The organism is Paenibacillus sp. FSL H7-0690 (assembly GCF_037980415.1).
Taxonomy (GTDB): domain Bacteria; phylum Bacillota; class Bacilli; order Paenibacillales; family Paenibacillaceae; genus Paenibacillus_AQ; species Paenibacillus_AQ odorifer.
In genome coordinates this window covers 3597147-3619730 of the sequence record NZ_CP150281.1, presented here as the reverse complement: position 1 = coordinate 3619730, position 22584 = coordinate 3597147, and the positions used below count along the sequence as shown (strand labels likewise).

At 43.6% G+C, this 22584-nt stretch carries 12 protein-coding genes; all 12 read right to left on the bottom strand.

Annotated features, from left to right (window positions below; all coding sequences use genetic code 11):
• Positions 1-5 precede the first annotated feature (5 nt).
• The 12 genes from MHI32_RS15885 to MHI32_RS15830 all read right to left on the bottom strand — a co-directional run bounded on the left by MHI32_RS15885 (position 6) and on the right by MHI32_RS15830 (position 22544).
• Positions 6-590, bottom strand: coding sequence for a TetR/AcrR family transcriptional regulator (locus MHI32_RS15885; RefSeq protein WP_340010218.1), 585 nt, complete (start codon positions 588-590; stop codon positions 6-8).
• Between the two features lie 190 nt (positions 591-780).
• A complete protein-coding gene (locus MHI32_RS15880) occupies positions 781-1539 on the bottom strand; it encodes an ABC transporter permease (protein ID WP_076184881.1) in 759 nt (252 codons plus the stop codon).
• On the bottom strand, positions 1536-2309 hold the full coding sequence (locus MHI32_RS15875; RefSeq protein WP_340010215.1) for an ABC transporter permease: 774 nt from the start codon (positions 2307-2309) through the stop codon (positions 1536-1538). Before MHI32_RS15875 ends, MHI32_RS15880 begins: the two co-directional genes overlap by 4 nt.
• Positions 2306-3028: an ATP-binding cassette domain-containing protein gene (locus MHI32_RS15870; RefSeq protein WP_340010213.1), complete on the bottom strand. Its 723-nt coding sequence runs from the start codon at positions 3026-3028 to the stop codon at positions 2306-2308. The genes MHI32_RS15875 and MHI32_RS15870 overlap by 4 nt, the downstream gene beginning before the upstream one ends.
• An 83-nt stretch (positions 3029-3111) precedes the next feature.
• Positions 3112-4119 carry a HAMP domain-containing sensor histidine kinase gene (locus tag MHI32_RS15865; RefSeq protein ID WP_340010211.1) on the bottom strand — a complete coding sequence of 336 codons (1008 nt, stop codon included), beginning with the start codon at positions 4117-4119 and terminating at the stop codon, positions 3112-3114.
• A complete protein-coding gene (locus MHI32_RS15860; RefSeq protein WP_340010209.1) occupies positions 4116-4793 on the bottom strand; it encodes a response regulator transcription factor in 678 nt (225 codons plus the stop codon). Before MHI32_RS15860 ends, MHI32_RS15865 begins: the two co-directional genes overlap by 4 nt.
• Before the next feature lie 202 nt (positions 4794-4995).
• A complete protein-coding gene (locus MHI32_RS15855) occupies positions 4996-6498 on the bottom strand; it encodes a stalk domain-containing protein (RefSeq protein WP_340010207.1) in 1503 nt (500 codons plus the stop codon).
• 66 nt (positions 6499-6564) lie between these two features.
• On the bottom strand, positions 6565-11793 hold the full coding sequence (locus MHI32_RS15850; protein ID WP_340010205.1) for an InlB B-repeat-containing protein: 5229 nt from the start codon (positions 11791-11793) through the stop codon (positions 6565-6567).
• A gap of 108 nt (positions 11794-11901) precedes the next feature.
• Positions 11902-12843, bottom strand: a complete 942-nt coding sequence (locus MHI32_RS15845) for a hypothetical protein (RefSeq protein WP_312149989.1) — start codon at positions 12841-12843, stop codon at positions 11902-11904.
• A 341-nt stretch (positions 12844-13184) separates the two neighbouring features.
• Entirely contained in the window at positions 13185-18791 is a 5607-nt protein-coding gene (locus MHI32_RS15840) for a hypothetical protein (RefSeq protein ID WP_340010203.1), read from the bottom strand.
• Between the two features lie 295 nt (positions 18792-19086).
• Entirely contained in the window at positions 19087-20295 is a 1209-nt protein-coding gene (locus MHI32_RS15835; protein ID WP_076126551.1) for an SGNH/GDSL hydrolase family protein, read from the bottom strand.
• A gap of 17 nt (positions 20296-20312) precedes the next feature.
• Positions 20313-22544, bottom strand: a complete 2232-nt coding sequence (locus MHI32_RS15830; RefSeq protein WP_076126549.1) for an FAD-dependent oxidoreductase — start codon at positions 22542-22544, stop codon at positions 20313-20315.
• Between the last annotated feature and the right edge of the window lie 40 nt (positions 22545-22584).

Below are 22584 nucleotides of genomic sequence, written 5' to 3'. Positions count from 1 at the left end.
AAAAATTAGATTCCTGCTATTACAAAGCTAATCATCTCTTTTGCACGTTCCGGATTCTGATCTGCTTTGGCCATAATATTTATGCTTTGATGTAAATTCAGCAATAAATAAGATAACATTTTGATATCAGTCGTTTTATCAATTTCTCCCCGTTGCTGGCCCTTTTCTAAAAGGTCACAAAAAGCTTGCTCTAATTCCAAAAAACTAGTCTTTATCAACTCATTAATTTTTTCATCTGGCGACTCCAATGTTGTAGCTACATTCGTAACAAAACACCCGCCCGGCAGGCTGGTATCGTATGCTGAAGCAATATGATACTCAAAAAATTGAAGAATTCCATCTCTAACGCTAGATGCATGTTCAAGAATAGCCTGCTTATTGAAATTCCCCTTTTTATAATGCTCAAGGGCATCTGTATACAAGGTTTGCTTGTCGGAAAACGTATCGTAAAGGCTGGATCTGCTGATGCCCATCACCTCTAGTAAATCCGGTATGCTAGCCGCTTCATATCCTTTTTTCCAAAACAACAGCATGGCTTGATGCAGCGCTTGATCTTTGTTAAATTCTTTTGTCCTAGCGATAAGTAACACCTCCCGTCATTGAAATATAACATATCTGAACTGATCAGTCCAGATTTATAAAATAAACGGACACTCATATTGGTGTCCGTTCTTAAGAGCAAATACTTATTTATTGAATTGCTCAAAAATATCTTTTATCCAAACATCAATGTTTGTTGCATATTATTCTAGTTTAATGATCAAATCAGCTAGTTCAGAGTTAGGCATCTCGTTTACGGTAAAATATAATAGCTGCTGTAATAAAGATCAGTGTCCATAGCAGGGAAATACCTGTCCCTTCCATTGGTGTAAGGACATTTATTTCATTAGAGGAAGGTGGCATATACATATAATATCCTGCTGTATCCGGAAAAAAATATTTAGTATTGTGTAGAAAATCTTTCGACAATGGACTGACAATGAAGTAATAGCCAAGCAGTACCACTAAAGCAGGAGTAGTTCGTCTTAATAATGCACCTATAGCTGCACTGAGAAGTGTGGTTAAAGTTAGATAGCCTGTTGCACCTGCTAATGATTTTATCATTTCGTCTATTTCAATCACTACTGCTGTGTCTTTCATCATGATAAAGGTATATAGCACACCTGATGCAGTAGTAAAAGACGCCGCAGGAATGGTTATAATGGCCAAGGCCAAATACTTCGTGGATAATTGGAACCCTCGCCAAGGTATCGTAGTTAAAGTAGTTCGAATCTGTCCCCCTGTATACTCTGAACAAGTAGCTAAGATACCAAGAATAATGAACCCTGCTTGTAGATATCCCATAGAAGAAAGTCCTGTATTCAGTATATTTTGCGTTCCTGCTGCCTCTTGTAGATCAACAGAAGTAAAAGCTGCGGCTAAACCTAAATTAAGAATGAATGTAACCAAAAGAGTGAGCCCTATCAATGGTAATGTAACTAATTTATCCAGTTCAGCACCCAGGATTTGTGTTATCTTTCTACTAGATGAGACACTCATGCTGCAACGTCCCTCCTATGGAATACAATAGCTGCAACAATGAAAACAACGACTACCCAGGCAAACGTGACTAAACCGCCTGTGAAGGGGGTGTGAAACCTGTCGAATAAACTGCCTGTGGACGTGTTGTCCGTAAACATAAACATTTCAGCGCCAGCCCTATCTGGTAAGTAAAACGCCAACTTTGTAACCCTATACAACAGGACACTAAATGATACAACGGATGAATTTATTATGAGCACAGCAAGCGGGAGGATGCCATTCTTAGTTAGAAAAGTAATTCCAAGTGCTAAAAGAGCAGTGAATGTCCAGTAACAAATGGCACCGATAAGTCTGGACCATTCAAATGCAGGGGCATATTCACCAAGAATAAGATGCGTTGCAGACACAGTTGTCATAATAGCAACAATACAAAGCAGTATGCTGATCAAAGTCACAGCACCTGCTTTTGCCAATAAAAAATGATGTCGGGATGAAACAACAGTTAAACTCGTTGTAATCTGTTGTCCTCCACCAGATTCACTACTCTCTGTCATATACTCACTGCTGACAGCAAGCACACCAAGAATAATAACGCCTTGAATACCAAGAGCTAACCCGATATAGCCAACTTCCGATAGCCGCGTGCTAACTCCAGCTATAATCTCCTCTTTTTGTGCTATGCTGTCCAAGGCAGAAATGAGTGCTGGGGCAAACGCTCCAATGAGAAAAGCAAGCCAAATACCCGGTAAGGAGAACAATTTAGATAGTTCCGCGTTAAATACTCTCATACAACATCACCTGTAATTTCAGATGTCAGGGCAAAAAAAGCTTCCTCCAGTGTGGAATAGTTACCTATTACTTCTTCCAATGTTCCATCTGCAACGATAGTTCCATGCTTAATAATCACCACATCATCAACCGTCTCTGCAAGCTCTCCCATTAGATGACTGGATAACAACACCGTATTTCCAGACTCAGCACGTTCACGTAAAAATGTCCGAATCCACCGAATTCCTTCTGGGTCGAGCCCATTTACGGGTTCATCTAAAATCAATACTTTTGGATCACCGAGTAGCGCAGCTGCTATTCCAAGTCTCCTCCCCATACCAAGAGAATACTTCCCAACTCTTTTTCCGGCTGCATTAGTAAGACCTACTATTTCCAGAACTTCCTCGACACGTGAGTTAGACAATCCTGCGGCACGAGCAATCCAACGAAGGTGTGCCCGTCCTGTTCGCATACGATGAGCACCGAATCCATCAAGTGCGGCACCTACTGTGGATACAGGATTATGTAATTCTGCGAATGGCTTTCCATTAATTAGTGCACTCCCTGAGGTAGCACGATCTAATCCAAGCAGGATGCGAAGTGTAGAGCTTTTACCTGCTCCATTTGGACCTAGAAAACCAGTTACTCTGCCAGGTCTAGCTTTAAAACTGATACCTGATAAGATTTTCCCAGTTCCGCGATGTTTGACTAAGTTATTAATTGTAAGCAACCATAACACTTCCTTTCTGTTATGGTTCTAATTATAAAGAAGCAAAGTTACATCTCGGTTATCCTGCTGTTTACTTCTGGTTTAACTTTAGGTTAAGCTCTACCAATAGCCACTGTTGTGCCGTTTTCATTTGATGTAAAGTCAGCTTTAAGCTTCATTTTATTCAACATATAATTTGAAGTCGATAAACCTATCCCCGCCCCACGCTCATAGGAAGAGTTATCCATCCCCGGACCTCTGTCTGCAACAATGATCTGTTCTTTTTCTACATCAACCACAATGTTTACATATTTCCCCTCTGCTGCATGGCGAAGAATATTCTGAAATAAATTATCCAGAACACGTGTCATCCATTTAGGATCTGCATCCCAATAAAAAGTCGCCTCAGTCGGTAAATCAACCTCGATCCGGATTTCTTTTTCTTCAAATACAGGATACCACGCAGCAACAGATGCTCTTACTAAACGTCCAATATCTGTTGAAGTGGGCTCAAAAGGATGTTTTCCTGATGTAAGCAATGTATAGGAAAGTAAATCATCCATTAGATCTCCGACTCTAGTAATCGTATGGTTCATCTCTGATAATGAGTTTTGTCCTTCTAGACTCATTGATTCTTTATTTAATCGGGTGACATGTCCTCTCAAAATGGTAAGCGGCGTTCGTAAGTCGTGAGATAAATTCGCGATGAGTCGATGTCGTAACAATTCCTCTTCATGTTCTCGCTTGCGACTGTCTTCAAGCTGTTGAATCATCCAATTAAAAGAACTTCCTAACTGGTCTATTTCATCCATACGATCACTTTGAACAGCTATTGGTTTAGGAAATGAGTTATGATTAGCTGAAAATGACATGACTTCCTGTAAGCAGGTGAGACGTTTACGAAGTCTCAAGAAGAAAATCCAAGAGATTACCACAAATGCGACAATAATAAAACCAAACACAAGAAGTACAATGTAAAAATAATTTAACTTATTCAGCTCTTCTTCATTAAAAGGAGACGCAATGAACGCAGATAAGAAAATAAGTACGATCGGAGGTAAAAAGATAAATAGAAAATGTCCTTTTAGAAAACGACGAAATAATGATTTAGTCTGTTTCATAGTTTCACCCGATAGCCTATTCCCTTCAATGTTTCAATAATCTCTGGGGAGTCTGGATGGCGTTCCAGCTTTTGACGCAGTCGATGAATATGTACCATTAATGTTTTATCACCTGTGATATAAGCTTCTTCCCAGATGGCTTCATAGATTTGTTCTTTTGGTAAAACTTGATTAGGGTGGCGTAAGAAGTACATCAAAATATGATGTTGTTTCCCTGTCAATATAATTTCTTCTCCTGTGTGTTTGTCAAATACCATTTGGATTTCTGGATCTACTTCAATATAATTCCCTAATGAAATGCGTTCGGAATGTGTTCCGCCCTTTCGACGGATTAATACTTCTAATCTAGCAATTAGTTCATCCGTATGGAATGGTTTCGTTAAATAGTCATCAGCAAATTGTAACCCTTCTACCTTATCATCTATCGATGTTCGAGCAGTTAACAGCAAAATAGGAACAGCAGGAGCTGCCTTTTTTAATCGTTTTCCCACAGTAAAGCCGTCTAAACCGGGTAACATGATATCCAAAATAACGATTTCATGCTGATTTACTACTTTTTCAGCTCCTTCACCAGAAAATAGCCACTGTACTGAAAATCCTCGTTGTTCCAACTCTTCCTTTAACCAACTGCCTATCTTCTCATTATCTTCAATATATAACACGTTTCTTTTCAAGTAACTTCCCTCTTTCTAAACCGAGTTCACTATTAGACAGATTAACACAATCTAAAGAATTGTTTCCAGTTAAGACAATTTTATCGTTCGTGCGGACTTTCACCGCCAAGTTATCGTCCATGACTGTCGCACACTAGAAAACCCTCTAACATGGCAGTGCATGTTAGAGGGTTTCGAGCGTAGCTGCTAATTTTAGGAAATACTACTTCGTGATACTAATGGATTTCGAAGTATTATCGAAGAATATATTTGCACCAAAATACTCAGCAATGAAACGTAATGGGAGCATAGTACGACCGTTTACAAGTTCAGCTGCTACATCCATTCCTGGTGCAAGTTCACCGATCTTAATCGACAAAGTCTGACCTTTCAAAGTAATCATTACGGTTTTCGTAACGTTATCCCAGCTTACGTTTGCTCCTAAGCTCTCGGCAACGAAGCGCAGTGGGACTAACGTTCTGCCTTTAACTACCGTTGAAGCAACGTCCATACTCATTTCGATTCCGTTTAATTTATATCCTGTCTTTCCTAAAGTGAATTCCAATTTCACAGGTTCAGGCTTGGCTGTAATGAAGATATAACCTAGTCCTTTTGCCGTGAAAGTAAATTTACCTGTCTCACGCTCATAGTTGCCGCCTAAACGCTCCATGTTACCGTTCAATTGAAGCATAACACCGCATAACATGTTAAGCTCGTTTGTCGACAACTTCTCTTTTGACAGATCGAAGGTTACGGGTATAAGCCCTGTATAATCCGTTACTTCCCGGCCATCCACGAAGATCTTTAATTCATATCCCCGCCCTATAGCTCCGCCTCTTTCATCTGCAGGTTTAATGACAACCTTCATCCGCTTTCCTGTATTCAATTGCTTCAACAATTCAGCGGACAATTTAACAGATACGGTGTTATTCGTAACGATTAGCGGTTTGTCGGCATTAATAATCGCACCGATCGTATCGCTTTGAATCTCAAGCTCATCTTTTCCGGCTGACATCGTCAATTTAATGGAATTGCCCTTCTTCAGCTGCTCTTTGATTGTAGCATCAATACGCTCCGCTACTGATAACTCTGGCGAAGGAGTCGGCGTACTGCTGTGGCCATTTGAATTGCCGCCATTGTTATTGCCATTATTGCCACCACTGTTATTTGCAGTAATTACAATAGTTAACTCTATCGTATCCATGCCAGCATGATTGGAAGCCGTAATATTGAATTTGTAAGTTCCCGCTTCAGTAGGCACGCCTGAAATAATACCCGTAGCTCCTTCTAAATTCAGCCCAGCAGGTAAATAATTATCACTCACTTTCCAGGTAATCGGTTTGTCGCCGTAAACCGCTAATGTTACCGTATACGGTTGTCCAACGTTGCCGCTTGGCAGATTCTTAGTGATAATCTCCGGAGCTGTATCCACTGGCTTATCTTCTTTAATCTCGATGCTCAATTCTCGCTCATCTTTACCAAAATCATTCGTTGCTGCAACCGTGAATTCGTAATATCCTGCCTCTGGAGGCGTACCCGAGATAACGCCTGTTGCTTCATCTAGTTTCAAATCTACTGGCAAATCTCCTCCCTGGACCTTCCAAGAAATCGGTTCACTGCCATATACCGCTAGTGTTACTGTATACGGTTGTCCAACTTTGCCATTTGGTAAATTCTTAGTGATAATCTCCGGAGCTGTATCAACTGAGACATCTTCAGTGATCACTATATTGAACTGTTTTGTGTCACTGCCAACGTCATTGTTTGCTTGAACTTTGAACTTAAATTGACCTCATTGATCCGGTGTACCAGAGATAACACCAACATCTTCATCCAAGCTCAATCCTGATGGTAATTGCCCCTCTACAACGGCCCATTTGATCGGCTTATCGCCATCAGTGGTAAGAACTGCCGAATAAGGTTGTCCTACCTTGCCATCCGCAAGCGAATTCGTCATTATCGTTGGTGCCGTACCTGCGTCTTCAGCCCATTTCGCATATAATTCAATATCCCTTGTAACAGGATCAGCATCGAAATTCCAAGCATCGTTTAATCCTTTATCTTGATACCAACCGCCGAAAACAGTTTTATCTTTTGTCGGCGCTGTTGGCTCGGTAATTGTACCGCCCATGTCAGCGAACTTCACCGCAACTTCACTGCCCCCATTGGAATCAAAAGTTACCGCATAAGGGTTGTGCGCGCCGATGGAATGCGTTCTAGCGCTAAGTGAATTGCCGAAGAAGTCTGTTCTCTCCGTCATATGAGGCAGAGCATTCGCCCGATCCACATATGGGCTTACAATCTCGGCACCTGCACCATAGGCCAGGTTATTACCATCCGCAAGACGGAACCCGTTCATCGCATCGTAATCAAGCTTGGCATCCACTGTCCCACTGTTGGTAATCCAATGTTCAGGTGCAGATTTATAATCTTTTAATATAGAATTCAGTTCCTCTTCCGTTACATAGCGGTTGTCTGTTGCTGTTACGCCTGCACCTAGATATCCGCCTCCACCTGCGTTCATGCTGCCAAAAAGATTAGCCGGATACACAATGTTGTTCGTAAACCGTCCGGCTGCAAATGGAGCTGATGTTCCCCCGCCTTTCAGACCAACCTGATTGTTTGCCCCAGTGTAGGCAAATATATTATTTTGGAAATAAATGTGCAAGTTGGAGGCTGTCGGGTCAAATACTAACGAACTGCTATTCTTCAATGGTGTGACGATGACATTGTTATAGTATAAGCCACTTAATTCCTCGCTCGTTGAAGAACCTCCTGCAAGCAATATTAGACTGTTAAAGCTCTTGTTAAAATCGGGGCTGCGGCCGTCGTTCACGCTAATATTATAGCGAACGATATTGCCCTTGGCAGCATTCATCTGTAAGTACCAACCACCATAGTTATTTCGGCTGTAATTGTATTCATACACATTGTCCTGACAATAGTTGTCAATGTCCCAAGCCATACCGTCATTACTTGCATGATAAGGGTTATCCACAGCTTCATTATAGCGGAAGATGGTGCCTTTACTTGCCATAATCCACGCAGCCGCATAGTTTTGCGAACCTAGATATGTTGGTGTTGTATTATTTGGCCCCCAGTTCGTAACCAGATTGCCGCTCTTATCGCTTAAATAGCTATAACCGTTGTCTGTGACCACATTTCGTTCCACAAGGGAGTTGTTCCCGCCGGACATGACAATGCCATCTCCAACCGAACTAGAAACCCAGTTGTTTCTAAACACAGCGTTGGATGCCCAAGGATAGCTAGAATTACTCCAAGTAATGCCTGTGTTATTAGTCCCAGGATTGCTTGGCCCGTAGGCATTATTGCGAATACCTTCGTTATCACAACGAAGGGTTTTGTTGCCTTCAACCAATATATCCACATAACCATTAATAATGATACCGCCGGATACCTTACTTGCTCCATTTGCTTGGTGCAGCCCATTAACATCATGAACATAGTTATCTCGAATGACGATTCCTTGCATACGAGCATCAGCATAATCTTGAATATTAAACTGACCTTGTCCCAGCTTGGAAATCCGTGACATTACAGCGATACCGGAGCGGCCGTCACCTGCCGCATTGCCGATGTTCGTTACTTCAATTCCACTGACTACCCAATAGTTTACGTCATATAACTCTATGGTACCGTTTAAGGAAATGCCTGATGGGCTCGACGCTGTTCCTCCACCATTAATTACCGGGCGTTGGTTAGGGTCGGTCGTATTATATTTTGTAAGTGTAATCGGATTTCCTTCCTCACCATTGCCGCGCAGTCTGATTTGTTCGTTCCATACGCTATTCGCATCCAGATAAATAGTTGAACCTGGCATAAATACATATTCATTAATCTTGGAGATTGATTTCCATGCCGTAGCTGGTGTGCGTCCATCTGCATGATCGTCACCGTTATTGGAGAGATAATAATCACGGACTTCAAGGGGTACAATGTTCAACTCGAAGGTGATTTCGGCAGGATACAGATCAAGTCTAACGGTATATTTTCCCGGCACGATATTATTTCTTGTGAATGATTCTTTGTTAATCTTCAATACATTACCGCTAACCGTATAATCCACATCCCGCAGCAGAGTTACAGCACCGATCTTCACTCCAGCCAGATCCGTTAAATCAGGATTTACGGTGATATTATAGTCATCCAGACCAATAACATATGTGCTGTCTTCCAAGTGACTATACTCTTTAGGCAAGAGCTTTAGCGTAATAGAAGCTGTTCCGGTTTGGGCTGCTATTCCACTATCGATAACATATACGTCATCGATAAAATGCCTGTTCTGTATATCCTTAACCGTTCCAGGCTTGTTGCCCCAGTTCGTAGCAAGCTGCAATGCATCGATCTTGGAAATATTGTTCTTAACTGGAGTATCAAAATTTCCGCCAGCTGTTGTTTGCCTTTGAATGTCTTGTCCATCGATTTTATAGGTTGTTCCTGTTGATGTAACGAACCATTGAAATTTATGCCAACCTTCGCTTCGCTTGACATCTACAGGATAGAATCTCCCGGATGAACCAGGCCTGACTGCGTAATTGGTCAGATTTGCGGCCCAGTCACCATCTCCATTGCCATAATTTATTGCGATATGTTCATTGGACGATGGGGTTAAGCCAAAGACAGCGTGGTCATTGGAAGCCGCTCTGCCATCATCATAGTACCAAGCAGTAACGATTGTTGTCTTACCGGTTGCAGGGGCATAATTATAGGTACCTGGAACAGTCGCCACCTGACCGGCGCCGCTTGATGTCGCGGCCTTTCCTCCGGTACGGGACATCACATCGCTGTGAACATATCCGTTCGCACCATTTGAAAATTTCTTCTCCCCTTCAAATCCATCGTAAAACTTAGTGTCAGCCTTATTGAAGTAATCAACGCTCACATGTACAGTAACTTCTTCGTTCCCTGTCGGAATATAACCTTTCTTAACCGTCACGAATCCGGCATCATCAACTTCAATCTTATCCTTGTCTTGATCCGCCGGACTGAAGCTGATGTTATCAGCAACGAACACATCAGCTGTGTCAACCATTAACCGCGTTCTATCTCCTGCCCGTAATGTATCGTTCTGGCGAATTAGCGCAATGTTCGCTGAATATTGTGCACTCTCCCCTGACTCATCAGAGTCTAAGAATCGTGACGTTGCGTTGCCGTTTGCTTTTATTTTAAATGTATCATTTAAAGTCGGGGACAAAGCCGCATCATTGCTTGTTGCTGCAATCGGGCTTCCTTTAGCTACACCATTACTGAAGAGTTGAACCGAATAGGCAGATGCGTTAGCGACGCGATCCCATGTAGCGTACGTGCCGTTCCATCTGGCATTTGCCGGTGTAGGCAATTTCTCGATCTTTAATATTCCGGATGCTGCAACTTCTTCACTGATATCTCCCGCATTATTTATGACAATAGCTGTAACAGTGTAGTTGCCCACTCCCAGTGCCCTTGCATAGGGCAGAACATGATGCCTTTCATGATTGTTAGGCTGGTCGGGTCCCCCATTTTTCGATAAATAATAACCAACAGGTCCACCGTCTTTGAACAGTGTTACTAGAGTATCGCCGTAATTGGAAGCACCACTATAAATACCCGTGTCCGAGTCAAGCGTTGGATTAATTGGTGCATTCACCTGCGTATTGGTGGTTATCAACAACGGTACAGCATGGGATTTCACCACAACTCCCTCTGCCGAGGAAACCTCGCAATAATAAAAATTGCCTTGTTGTGAAGCTGCGTCCACATTGGAAAGTGTTAATACTGCCTTGTCAGCTCCGCTGACTTTTGTCCCGCTCAAGCCAGTCTCGTCATCAGATAAATACCATTGATAAGCAGTAGCAGCGGCTGATGCCGTAATGCTAAATGTTGCTGTCTCACCTTGTTTCACTTCTGCCGCTGTTGGCTGAGTGCTTATTTCTAAATTTGGCAATCCGCCGGGAGGTACCAAATTCACTGTTAATGTTCTGGTTCCTGTTGTTGTAGCCACATCTTTTACAACATAAAAATCGTCGATTAGATGTTTATTTTTAATATAAGCTTTGTTCCCTGTCTGGCTATTCCATCCTCCCGCTATTTTAGGCTGAATGGTTGTACCGCTCTTCATAGCTCTGTAAATATCACTTTGCGCTGAATCGGATATTAATGTTCCGTCTATTTGTAACGTCGCACCATTTGGTGTAATAAGCCACTCGAATTTATGCCAGCCTGTGGAACGTAAAGCCCCGCTATCTTTCCAACGGTTGCCTGCTGTACCCGCTGATGATGGTGCATAAGCCCAAGTATATTTCGTTGGGTTATGAATAACATCTGCCTCTGAACTTTGATAGAATGTCCCGGCAAAGGTGGCATTTTTGCCATCTACAATAGCAAATTGCGTTCTATCCGTCGCAGTCTTCTCCTCATTAGGATACGGGTCAAAATACCATGCCGTCATCTTATAATTGCTGCCAGCCGGCAATGCCACATCTTGAGCTACCTTTTCATTATTCGTATCATCCGAAGGTGTAATCGCTTTCAATCCAGAACGGGACTGTGCATCGGACAGCGTGAATGACGAGCCTAATTTGCTCATAGATGTCATCGGACCATTGTTGTTCTCGAAGTCCTCCATGAATAACACTTCTGAGTCAGGGTAATAACCCGCCCTGGCCGTGATTGTCACCGGGACGCCCGGAGCATCTGGCGACGCAAATGTATAACCGTTAGATAACGTAATGTTCCCCTGATTATTAACAGTTAAAAGTTGCGAATTGCTGGAATCATAACTTACCTCGTCAATAACCGGTCCTTTAACCAGACTGCTTAAAGGTGAACCTTTATACGTAAGATTTACCCTACCTGTTTGACCTGCCGCTTGTGTCAATTCTAGTACAACGGAGTCAAAAGATTCGCTCCCTCCCGCAGCTGACACTTCGGATGAAGGTGCCAAGCCGAACAGAGCAGGGAATGCCAACGTTGTAGCTGTAACTATCGACAAAGCTTTTTGCATCCATTTCCATCGTATCATTCCAAAATTTCCTCCCTTTGAAATTAATAAATTTATACTTTATAAAAAATCTGTATCTATGGAAGTCTCAATAGACATAGATTTTTATAAACTTAAAAACTAACTATTCTAGTTCACTACAAACTCACTGAATCGATTACCGTTATACACGATCTTCAATTCATTCGTATTTGCAATTAACGCGCGCAAGTCAGACTCCGCCGATCCGTATAGAATGGAATCTTTCACTTCTTCCAGTTTAAGCTTGGTGATTTCCGGTTTTGTGGTTAATGTAGCAACGACATCCTCACCCATATATTTACCGATTACTGTCTCACCTACAGAAGCAGCAGCTAAAGACTCCCAGAACTTAAGAGACTCGGTATCTTCTTTGGATATATCTAAACGATTTAGCACTTTCTCTTCTTTGACTTGTCCCGCTGTCGCTAACGCAGCCGTTAATTTATCAGCTACACGAATATAATCCGCACTTTTTGATGCATACTCAACTTGTAACTGGGCGTCGCTCATTTTCGTTTTCTTTACCTGGGTTTCTATCAAATCCGGCCAACGGGCGCCACTTAAATATTGCATGTATTGATATAAATCAAACTGAGGCAACCCATAGTAAGTCTCTCCTGAATCATCCATCTTAGCTCGCTTAACATTTTCTTCTTGCATGTCGGATTTAAGCTCATCAAAGCTTTGGTAAGGGGCGATTCCTCGCTTGTCTGCAATAAATTGCTCCTGCTTGGACATTAGCAATGCTGTCATCGCAGAATTTTTGGCGTATTCAGAGGGGGTTTCATGATTTTTGCCGTATTGACGTGTCCAGAAGCCCTCATCTACTTGGGCCCCATAAGTTCTGAAGAAATAGTCTACCGTTATAGCTCTCTGCTCTTTGACAAAAGATTGAAATTCTTCCTCTGTTACGGCGTATCCATCTACTGTAAATATCCAATTTTCAGGCAGTTCCGCCTTTTTGTTAGTTAAGCCCAACATGAGTAAAGCAAGAACAATCAGAGCGGTAAACAAGATAATCACTGTTGGTTTTCGTCTTGTAATCCCCATGACAGCCTCCTCTCCAATATTCAACCTAGCTTTGCATGAAAGCCATGACAGTGAAATTCTTCGCCATTGCAGGAGAAGTTCCCAAATTTAAATGGTTAGACATTATTGTAAGTTTAGCCACACCCTAATATAAGCGCTTATTTAGACTGAATTAGAACAAATTTGACATGTTCAAATTACCACGTTTGGTTGAAAACGCCCTGCTAATCTAGCATGAGCAGTATTATGTAGATATCACCCAGTTGAGAGCCTTGAAAGATTAGCTTTTTGTATAGCTCTATACTAAATTCCAGGAAATAAAAAAGCCGAATGGATTGTTCTCATCCACTCAGCTCATAAGTTTATTTTACAATAATCTTTATCGTATCACTTTCCGTTGTTCCACTTCCATTCATAAACTCACCGCGATATTGATAGATGCCAGGAGATTTTCCTGAAATTTGTGTAATGGCCGATTGAGCACTTGGTGTTTGTGAAGATAAAGATTGCGTTTCAATAAGTTCGCCATTTTCATATAATCGATACTGTTCTGCGTTCGTGCCCCACCACATATTAGCAGTAATACTATAGTCGCCATCTTGATCCCAGTTGTCACTAGACAACACAGGTTTGCCGGGATTCGCCTCAGCCACGGTGACGGTGTGTGGATCACATGAAGTCGTTCCATACAAATTCGATAACTCACATGTATACACATAGGTTCCATTCGGCTTTCCTTGAATAGGAATAATGGAAGTCTGGGCGGCTGGCGAAACATCGGCCAGTGACTTCGTTTGGATCAATTGACCATTCTCGTACAACTTATACAGTGAGCCATTGTTTCCCCACCACATATTCATTGTAACCTCATAATTGCCATCATTTATACCTGTCGCAACACCGCTATTATTCGAAAGTATCGGTTTACCTGGCACCCCATTTGCAAGCAATTCCGGGCTAACGGAATGCCGTTCGAACTTGACTGCATCAGCCCTCGTATAAATCATATCGGCAGGTAGAGTTGGCGGATCTACCGTTGTCGGAGTAACCCTGGTTAGACGAACGTACTCGCTGCCGTCTCCAGTAAAGTCGAACGTTCCTAGATTAACCCAACCTGATGAGCCGACGGTTGCATCAATATACGTAACCTCGGTAACCGACTGATGCTTCACTTCCACTTTGACATAGTTATCGTTTGCCGTCGTATGGACGAGCTTGTAAATGGAGACCGTATATTTCCCCTCTGGGAACTGGCCTTTCCACGTCGCTGATGAACCTTGAACGGTAGAATAACGGGACTTAACCCCAATTTTGTATCCAGCTAAATTGCTTTGGCTCCAAGATCCTTCTGTCGTGTATAACCCAGTCGTATTCGTGCTGTCGACAATAACCGTTAAGTCCCTGATCGCAATTGTCATAGAAGGTGTTGTTAAGGTCACCCCGTCAATCGTTACAGTGGCCCATACCTCAATATGATCCGTTTCTCCGTCGAGACTTAGAAGGGTCAACATACCGCTACTGTCCACTTCAGCCAGATCGGTTCGATCAACGAAATACTGCACATTTGCCTGTGATAGATCACCAATCAGACCGTTATCCAAATAGCCGGTTACGCTTAGTTGTGCGGTTTGAGTCATTTGCAGTTCACCCCGATCCGACAGGATCACCACAGACTCCAATTGCGGCATACTGTTTGGATCCACCCACATCATCGCATCGGCAACTACCCGTGACTTGTTGGCCTTATTGGTTAATTCGACATATCCGCTATCGCCTGCTGCAAAAGGATAATCTCCCAGGTGCACCCAAGTCCCATTGGCCGTTGTCTCATCAACGGTAACCGTCTCGGAGCCTCCACTATAATAAACGGTAAATGAGGCATTCGTTGCCCAATTTTCACTTGTAGCGGTTATTTGCGGAAGCTTGTAATACACACTGTAAGTAACACTTTCCGGCAGCTCAGGCCGCCATTTAATTCTGCTTGTCGCTGTGCCGGCAGTCGATTTGGCGTACACATAGTTATCATAGTAATAGTCGTTAGCCGTTGTATCCCGTATCCAGACGCCTTCTGTCTCTGCCTCCGTATTATCCACAATGATCGATGAACTCTCCTGCCAATCCGGTTGAACTGGAGTTTCTTGTACTTGATCAGGCAAATAGAGTGTCCGCTTGCGGGTCTGTTTCCCATCCGATTCCACATAATAAGTGAAGGTTTGGGATAAATCGTTTACCCGTATCGACCATTCCATCGGATAGATCGTATCTGGAATGGTTGTATACGTTACTCCGCCATCCAAGGAATAATGGATCGTCGCTGGTTTTGTCGTTTTTGCCTGCACATAAGCATCATAGGCCGTTTCGTCGGGCTTGACGATCAGCATACCTTTAACCGCATCTATTGGACTGTGGATATCGAAGAAATAGCTTGCATCCGATGTATCAGCAGTTCTGACCTGGTGCAGCGGCACATCAATGTTGAGTCCTTCTACAATGATAGCGGTTATTCCTTTGCTTGAAACCGTGGCTTGAATGATTCCACCACTCATAACCGCTTGCTCTGGTGTGCCATTGTCGCGGATGATGGTTACGGTATAATCTTGTGCCGGGTTGAACCCAATGATTTGCGCATTCAATTCGATCGGAGTCTGGACTTCAGCTGATGATTCGTTGCTTAACCCGATGTAGAATTTATTCCCGCTCTCTCCCGTTATCCAGTTCAATTGAGGATGGTTGGTCTTGATAATCCCCTTGGGCATCCAGAGCCAAACGTCGGAATTACCGTAAAAATTCCCTGGTTTATTTCCATAGAGGTGATATTTGAACCATAAAAAATTAGTTTCAAAAACAGAAGGAAATGTAATACTACCATTTGATTTCAACGTTTGTTCGCTGATCAAATAATCCATCGTTTGCCCGAGCTGTCCCGGGATATGGTGATAATAGATGGATGTAGCCCCGCTTGGGCCTTCCAGAGGAAACTCTGGCTCAAGTTGGCTAACGGCGAAGCCCTTATAGTAATAACCTGGATAACTAGAATATCGTCCAATAACTGCATTATGAGCAATATCCTGCAGCAGTTTATCACCTGTATAGAGCGACAATCTCAGCATGAATGGAGCTTCCTGAGCATTCATCCGATAATAGCCAGTTGTACTTCCCGCTTCAAACGTCAATCCATTGGGAGAAACAGGCCAACTATCCGCTTGTACGCCTCCGGCTACATCTTCTGGGAGCTTGATCCGAGGATATTGATATTTACCACTTTCCGGCCAATGGAACGACTCCGCGTAATTATACGTCTCAGGCTGCGGAATCGTAACTCTACCTTCAGGAACCGGACGAGCAACAAACATCGTTGCATACCGTTTGGCTTCCTTATAAGCTGCATTCAAGTATTTGGGATCCTGAGTTTCCTCGTAAAGCTCCAAGATCTCCATCCACAGCTTGCTATAATAATAAATGAACTCATTTTTACTCACATTGACGGATGCAGGCGTATCAATATGCTGCATGATATAGCTGTCGGCTGCATCCTTGGCAGCCTGTAAATACTGCGTATCTCCCGTCATACGATACATCATCAGGGGTTGAATGACAGGACCACGGTCTTTCTGGTCAGGATCACGCACGAGGTATTCTTCCTGTGCCAGTGCTCCAATTCCTGCCGAAGTACCCATCATCTGATTGAGAGCGGTTACGCTTGAAAAATCAAACGGCAAGGTTGCCATTTTCCATAACGACGGCACACCGTATACTGGCTTTTGCGTAGGCGACCAGCCTATACCATTTCGCGATAAGCCATACTGGACGGACGGCAATGCTCTCGTATCGTAGAGCTGGTCATCCCCAGTCAAATAGTAAGCCCCCAAAAGAACTGCATTCGAGCTTGTTCGAACGCTATCCTCGTTTTCGATGTCAATAAAGCCCTTGGCACGGCTCCACCACCCGCTGGGTGACGGGACATAATCAACAGAGTCATCCCCTTGCGGCTCTATCTTAAGTAAATCGATCATATTGAACATCGCGTCAGTAAGCGACTGATCTGATACATTTTCCCGGTAAGCAGAATAACCGTACTCTTTGCGAAGAATATCCGCGTAGGACTCATACAATTTGCTTTTTTGAGTGATTAGTCCCATATGAAATTGATAAGTGCTTTCTGCGTTCATTTGAGAATAGGTCCCTAATTGAGGAGCGTACAAGATTGGCTGCACGCTGCCTTCGTTGTTGACAAGGCTCATGCCAAGCCTTTGCTTCGTAACGCCTCCCGTCGGTTCAAATTCAACCGGAAGCTCATCCGACGGTACAAATACCCCATATGTCAATGGATTCCCCGAACCGTCATTCTTCTCAATTAGACTCATCGGAGCGCTTAGTTCCCTTAAGCTTGTTGATTCCACTGAACCTACCATTTTGGCGTGTGATCTAAAACCATTTAACACTTCATTGACGTCTGAGATTTGCTCTGTTGTGAAGGACTGATAACCGATTACATAATTGCCATCCTTGCGAGGTGTAAAGGCGAAGGAAACATCAGGTTTGTCCCCTGACATGGACCAGTTCACTTGTAAATCGTAATCGCTTTCATGTGAAGAATCGGTTAATATCGCCGTGTGGCTGTCTGGGAAATTGATCTCGTCGAATGTAATCCAGCGTTTGTTCATCGTATCGTAATAATTGGTTCGACTCCCCGCATTCCCATCCAATAAGACCCATTGTTCTTCAAGTCTTTCCGCCACATTATTGACAGGCACCCAGTTCCCCGTATCCGTATCCTTGTAGAACATATCACGAACGATGGTTTTGCCTTCATCCCAAGCAGCTTCATAAAAGGTAGCCTTATAGCTGGCATTCTCGATGCTGCCTTTTTCCGTGTAACTGAGATTCGCCAATGTACGGCTGCGCAGCGGAGGCAACGGCGGAGCTTGCTGCCGTATATTCCCTTCAAATTTGACCGCATCGGCCCGCGTAATGATTTTTCCGGTCGTAGGTTGTGTTCGAGTCAGTCTGACAAATTCGCTATCATCACCACTGAAATAATAGGACCCCAAATCAACCCATCCGGCCGATGGCCCCGACGAGGGTCTCAGATCCATAAACATAACATCCGTAATCCCATTGTGAACAATTTCGATTTTAACATTACTGTCTGCTTTATCCGCCCAATCAAGCTTGTTGAATGAAATTTTCGCCGTCCCTGCTTCTAATCGCGGATTCCATGTGATGCTTCTTCCTACTGCATCGGTAAATTTGGAACTGGAATTATTATATCCCTTCACTCCCGTACTTGTAGTCCAATCAGGAGCGGAGAACCCGTTATTTGCGTTATCTACATCAGTGGTGACGACATCATCAATCGTGAGGCTTCCATCATCAATGATGATCGTCTTATGAGGCTCTTTTTGCTGAATATTCCCTTCGAACTTGACCGCATCTGCACGAGTAAGTATCGTGCTGGTTGTGCTGGTAGACCGAGTTAATCTAACGAATTCGTTACCAACTCCGGAAAAATAGTACTCTCCCAAATCAACCCATCCCACAGAAGCGCCAAATGAAGGTCTCAAATCCATAAAAAGAACATCCGTCGTTCCATTGTGGACGATTTCAATTTTTACATTGCTATCCGCTTTATCTTCCCAGTTAAGCTTGTATAACGAAATTCTCGTCGTTCCTGCTTCCAATCGTGGATTCCATGATATCGTTCTGCCTGCTGTACTCGTATATTTGGAGCTGGAGTTATCATACCCCTTCACCCCTGTACTTGTGGTCCAATTTGGAGCCGAATATCCGTTGTTCTCGTTACCCACATCAGGTGTCACAACATCATTGATCGTGATGCTCCCGTCATCGATGATAATCGTCTTATACGGTAAGGTCTCTGCATAAGCGGTCCTTATTCCGTCTAGGCTGAAAGGAACTAATATCGTCACGATGAAAACGATTAAGAAAAACAGCTTCCTTTTTATCATACAACTCACAGCCTCCCTTAAGTTGATAACGCTTACAAATTAATAAAACCCTCCTTTGTTCGAAGATCATAAAGAAGCAATCAGCCGTATTCTTCTGGCTAATCCCGCTCCGTCGTTTTTATCATAGCATGTCACGTAACTGTGAAATTTCTTTGATTTCAAGAATTTCTTATAAGATTTCAAGCAAGAAGAAACGACTTTGTCTTCCTTTAAAAAGAGACCTACATCATAACTGGCCGCTCAACTGCAGTCAGTATGATATAGGTCTTTCAATTGGAGAAAACCTTATGATTAATTATAATGGCGGCTGCACCAATAACAACTTCCCAAGCTGGATCACCGTTTGATCATACCAATCTGGATGCTGCCGAACATGCTCAATACTTCGTTCATTGCCGCATGCCTCAAATACAGCCGCTTTGTCTGTCTTTTCGGTATCGACTTCGAAGCGCACCGTATGTTTCCCATTCGGGAGCTCCGGCAAGAATACATACTGATTACGATTATGATCGTTGTGTAGTGTGAATCGATCGACAATAAAGGGTTCCCCACCATCCACCGACACCTTCAATCTGCCAGAATCAGGCCCCCCGATATCGAATAACCCGATATGGGTTCCCTCGAACTGCACCGTAATAGCCTCTCCAGGATCGACTGCTCGCCACAGGCCGGGGAACAACCAATTGTACTCGCGTACTAAAGCACAATCATCGGGAGTCATGTAAGACCATCCTGCGGAAAAATCGGTAAGACTATCCAATGACAGCATGCTCGCATATTCCCAAGGATTAGCCGGGACCAACGGATTCTGAGGTAAGTGATGTACTGACCTTCCTGGATGATCCTGAAGTTCTCTAATTTTTTCAAATGACCGGGTGATCGTATCCGTGTAAATCTGATGTCCTTCGGGAATAGTCGGATGGATCGAATCATGTGTAAAAACAACGGCTCCGGAAATGGACACATCTTCCCTTGAGGTGAAAACGAGTTTTCCCTCCGACACCAAGTGACTAACCGCTACGCCCAGATGAATCGAAGGAATACCGTAATAGTCGGCCACTTCCTCTTGCATTAGAGCCCCCTTCTGGTATTCTCCAGACTGAAATAAGGCCACATCCCGCTCCTTCAGCGTATAAACGAACAGGATATCAGTAAACCGGCTCCGCTTGCGGATCTGACGGACAATCCCTTCGATCCGCGCCTTGGATTCGGGATCTCCACCATCATTACCGACAAATTCAACAAATACTAGATCAGGTCGATGACGCAGTACATCTGTCTCCAAACGGGCACAGCCCAAATCCGATCCTGTCCCATCAATGCCTGCATTCACAGAGCGGATATCTGCCTTAGGATATTGCTTACGAAGCCAATCCGCCGTCATAACCCTGTAGCCTTCAGAACGTGTATTACTGCCGCCGAAATAGACGATTGTTACGGTATCCCCATTTTCCAATTTTTGAATTATATTGGGGAGCCCTTTACGAGGGAATAATTCCTTCATCGTGACTTCACCTGTCCTCATTTATCGATTTTAGGAGCAAACAATTTTACAGCAAACACTTCAAAATAAGGCGAACCATAAGTTGTGCAGAAATTAATCCGGATTCGGGTTACACCGTTCGCATCTATCTTATGTTTATTCAACGTGAGATAATTTCCACGAGTTATGATTGTCCTCTCGGTTCCGTCTTCTAAGGTCAAGGTCATATCATAATCTTGGATAAGGGACTCAATCGGGTCGTTGAAATGCTCCAAATCCAGCTGCGAATTAAAAACAAGATGGATTTCGTCCAGATTTTTGGGGCTTGCAAAACAGAATTCCAACCATTCCTGTCCTTCCGAATGTTCAGAAATCCAGCCATTCGGTTGGCCATAAGGTCTGGAGTAGCCATTGACAACATTCTCAGGACTATACATATTCTGAGCTGGCACCAGGTCCTTAAAGCAAATGCTTTTATTGAATTTCTTCAGCCTGGACGGCTCTTCCGGCCTATAGTGGAAGCAGACCGCTCCTGTCAATTTCTCTTCATTACCGTATATGGCAAGGCTCGCCGTGCCCTCCAATATGATGTAGATTTTGTCGTCAGCCGGTTTCTTGCAGTCCAAGTCTAGCGTAATCCAGTCGTCATGATCGGCTGTAATAACCAAGTGGTAGTCTCTCAACTCGCTGGTTGGAATGTAGTTTTCCTTTCGTTCCCCGCCAAAAAGCTTCACATGTAGAGTTTCCGAATGCTTGGAGCTATTTTTAATTTTGAACCGTACGCTTTCAGCCACGGATGTCTGAATCGGCAAGACCAAACATAACCCTTTCTCCAAGGAAATCTCTTCGGTTGGATGAAGATTGTCATAGCTGCGCTGAGACGAGGCACGAATAGTTAATCCGTCAGCGAAGTAAGGATCCAATTCCTCTTGAAGGCCTACAATGGTTTGTCCGTCTCGAAGCAATAGCGCCTGCAGCTCCCCCATATGAGCTTCGACTATAGCCGCAGGGTCTACCTCATATTTCGAGCACAACGAAGCAGCTGTTCCAACCGCCTGCCCCATACAACCGCAGGTTGCCATAACCCTTGTAGATCCGAAAGCCACATGGGTAGCACTTATATTGCGACCAGCGAACATGAGATTAGGAATATTTCGTGAATATAAACTGCGGAAAGGGATATTGTACAATCCAGGCACGAAATTCCAAGCTGTAGCCGGCCCCTCATCGTAGATGCCCTTATTAGCATGTAAATCCATATACCATCCACCGACCGATACAGCATCTTCGAAATGCGGCTTTGCTGTGAGATCGTTCTGAGACAACATGTGATCCCCAATAAACCGCCTCGACTCCCGCTTTCCCGGGATCGGGCATACATAATCCAAAATGAGATTGTCTACATCATCAAATTCACCGCTATTTTTGAGATAATCCCAAATCCCGTATACCAATTTCCGCAGCTCCAACGCGATGTCTTCATTATTTTTGATAATATCCATATGTCCGCCGTATTCCAGCCACCACAATCCGCCAAGCCCGTTGATTTTTCTTGGAAAAGCCCGATGGTTTAAGCCTTTTCTGATACTATCGAAAAAGGTCAACTTCGTAATATCATACGCAAAGCCAGGTCTTTTGTATGGAACGGAATATCCTACGTCACGGGCTTGAAACAGGATCGTATCGCCCATGGTGTAATGGTCCGCCACTTCAGGAGCCAATTCTTCCTTGTATTCATGTTTCGCTTCTCTCCCCCATCGGAAGAGAGCACCTGCCTGATATCCGACAACTCCATCTCCAGAGCAATCGATATAGGTTCGGCTTTCAAAACGGAATTTCCTTTCGGAAGCCAATTGAAGACCATCCACCCATTTAATTCTGCCGTTCTCCATGCCCGTCTCATGCACGCATGTATTCAGAAATAGAGAAATGTTAGGCTCAGCATAGACCATATCCAACAAGACCGTATCCGAAAGCGAAAGCATCAGCTTCTTGTTGTATAACGGATTATAGTGGAAAATCTTCAACTTGAGTTCTTCCACCAACCCTCCTTCGCGTGCATAATAGGATGGACTGTTTCCGAGATATGCCGACCCGTTGATATGAACCCTGACCTCGCTGCTCGCATTTCCCCCAAGAACCGGTCGATCATTAATAAGTGACACTTGCAGCCCTTGGCGTGCGGCAGCAATAGCAGCGCATATCCCAGCAATACCTCCGCCGACGACGGTTACATCTGCTTTAATAAGCTCCATTTTGATAACCTCCATGATTAGATCCTTCTATCATGGTAATCCTTTTGCTCCCTTT

What these genes read in the sequence shown, in the direction of transcription:
- MHI32_RS15880 (WP_076184881.1), bottom strand. Translation starts at nt 1,539, where the DNA reads ATGAGTGTCTCATCTAGTAGAAAGATAACACAAATCCTGGGTGCTGAA.
- MHI32_RS15875 (WP_340010215.1), bottom strand. Translation starts at nt 2,309, where the DNA reads ATGAGAGTATTTAACGCGGAACTATCTAAATTGTTCTCCTTACCGGGT.
- MHI32_RS15865 (WP_340010211.1), bottom strand. Translation starts at nt 4,119, where the DNA reads ATGAAACAGACTAAATCATTATTTCGTCGTTTTCTAAAAGGACATTTT.
- MHI32_RS15850 (WP_340010205.1), bottom strand. Translation starts at nt 11,793, where the DNA reads ATGATACGATGGAAATGGATGCAAAAAGCTTTGTCGATAGTTACAGCT.
- MHI32_RS15845 (WP_312149989.1), bottom strand. Translation starts at nt 12,843, where the DNA reads ATGGGGATTACAAGACGAAAACCAACAGTGATTATCTTGTTTACCGCT.
- MHI32_RS15840 (WP_340010203.1), bottom strand. Translation starts at nt 18,791, where the DNA reads ATGATAAAAAGGAAGCTGTTTTTCTTAATCGTTTTCATCGTGACGATA.
- MHI32_RS15835 (WP_076126551.1), bottom strand. Translation starts at nt 20,295, where the DNA reads ATGAAGGAATTATTCCCTCGTAAAGGGCTCCCCAATATAATTCAAAAA.
- MHI32_RS15830 (WP_076126549.1), bottom strand. Translation starts at nt 22,544, where the DNA reads ATGGAGGTTATCAAAATGGAGCTTATTAAAGCAGATGTAACCGTCGTC.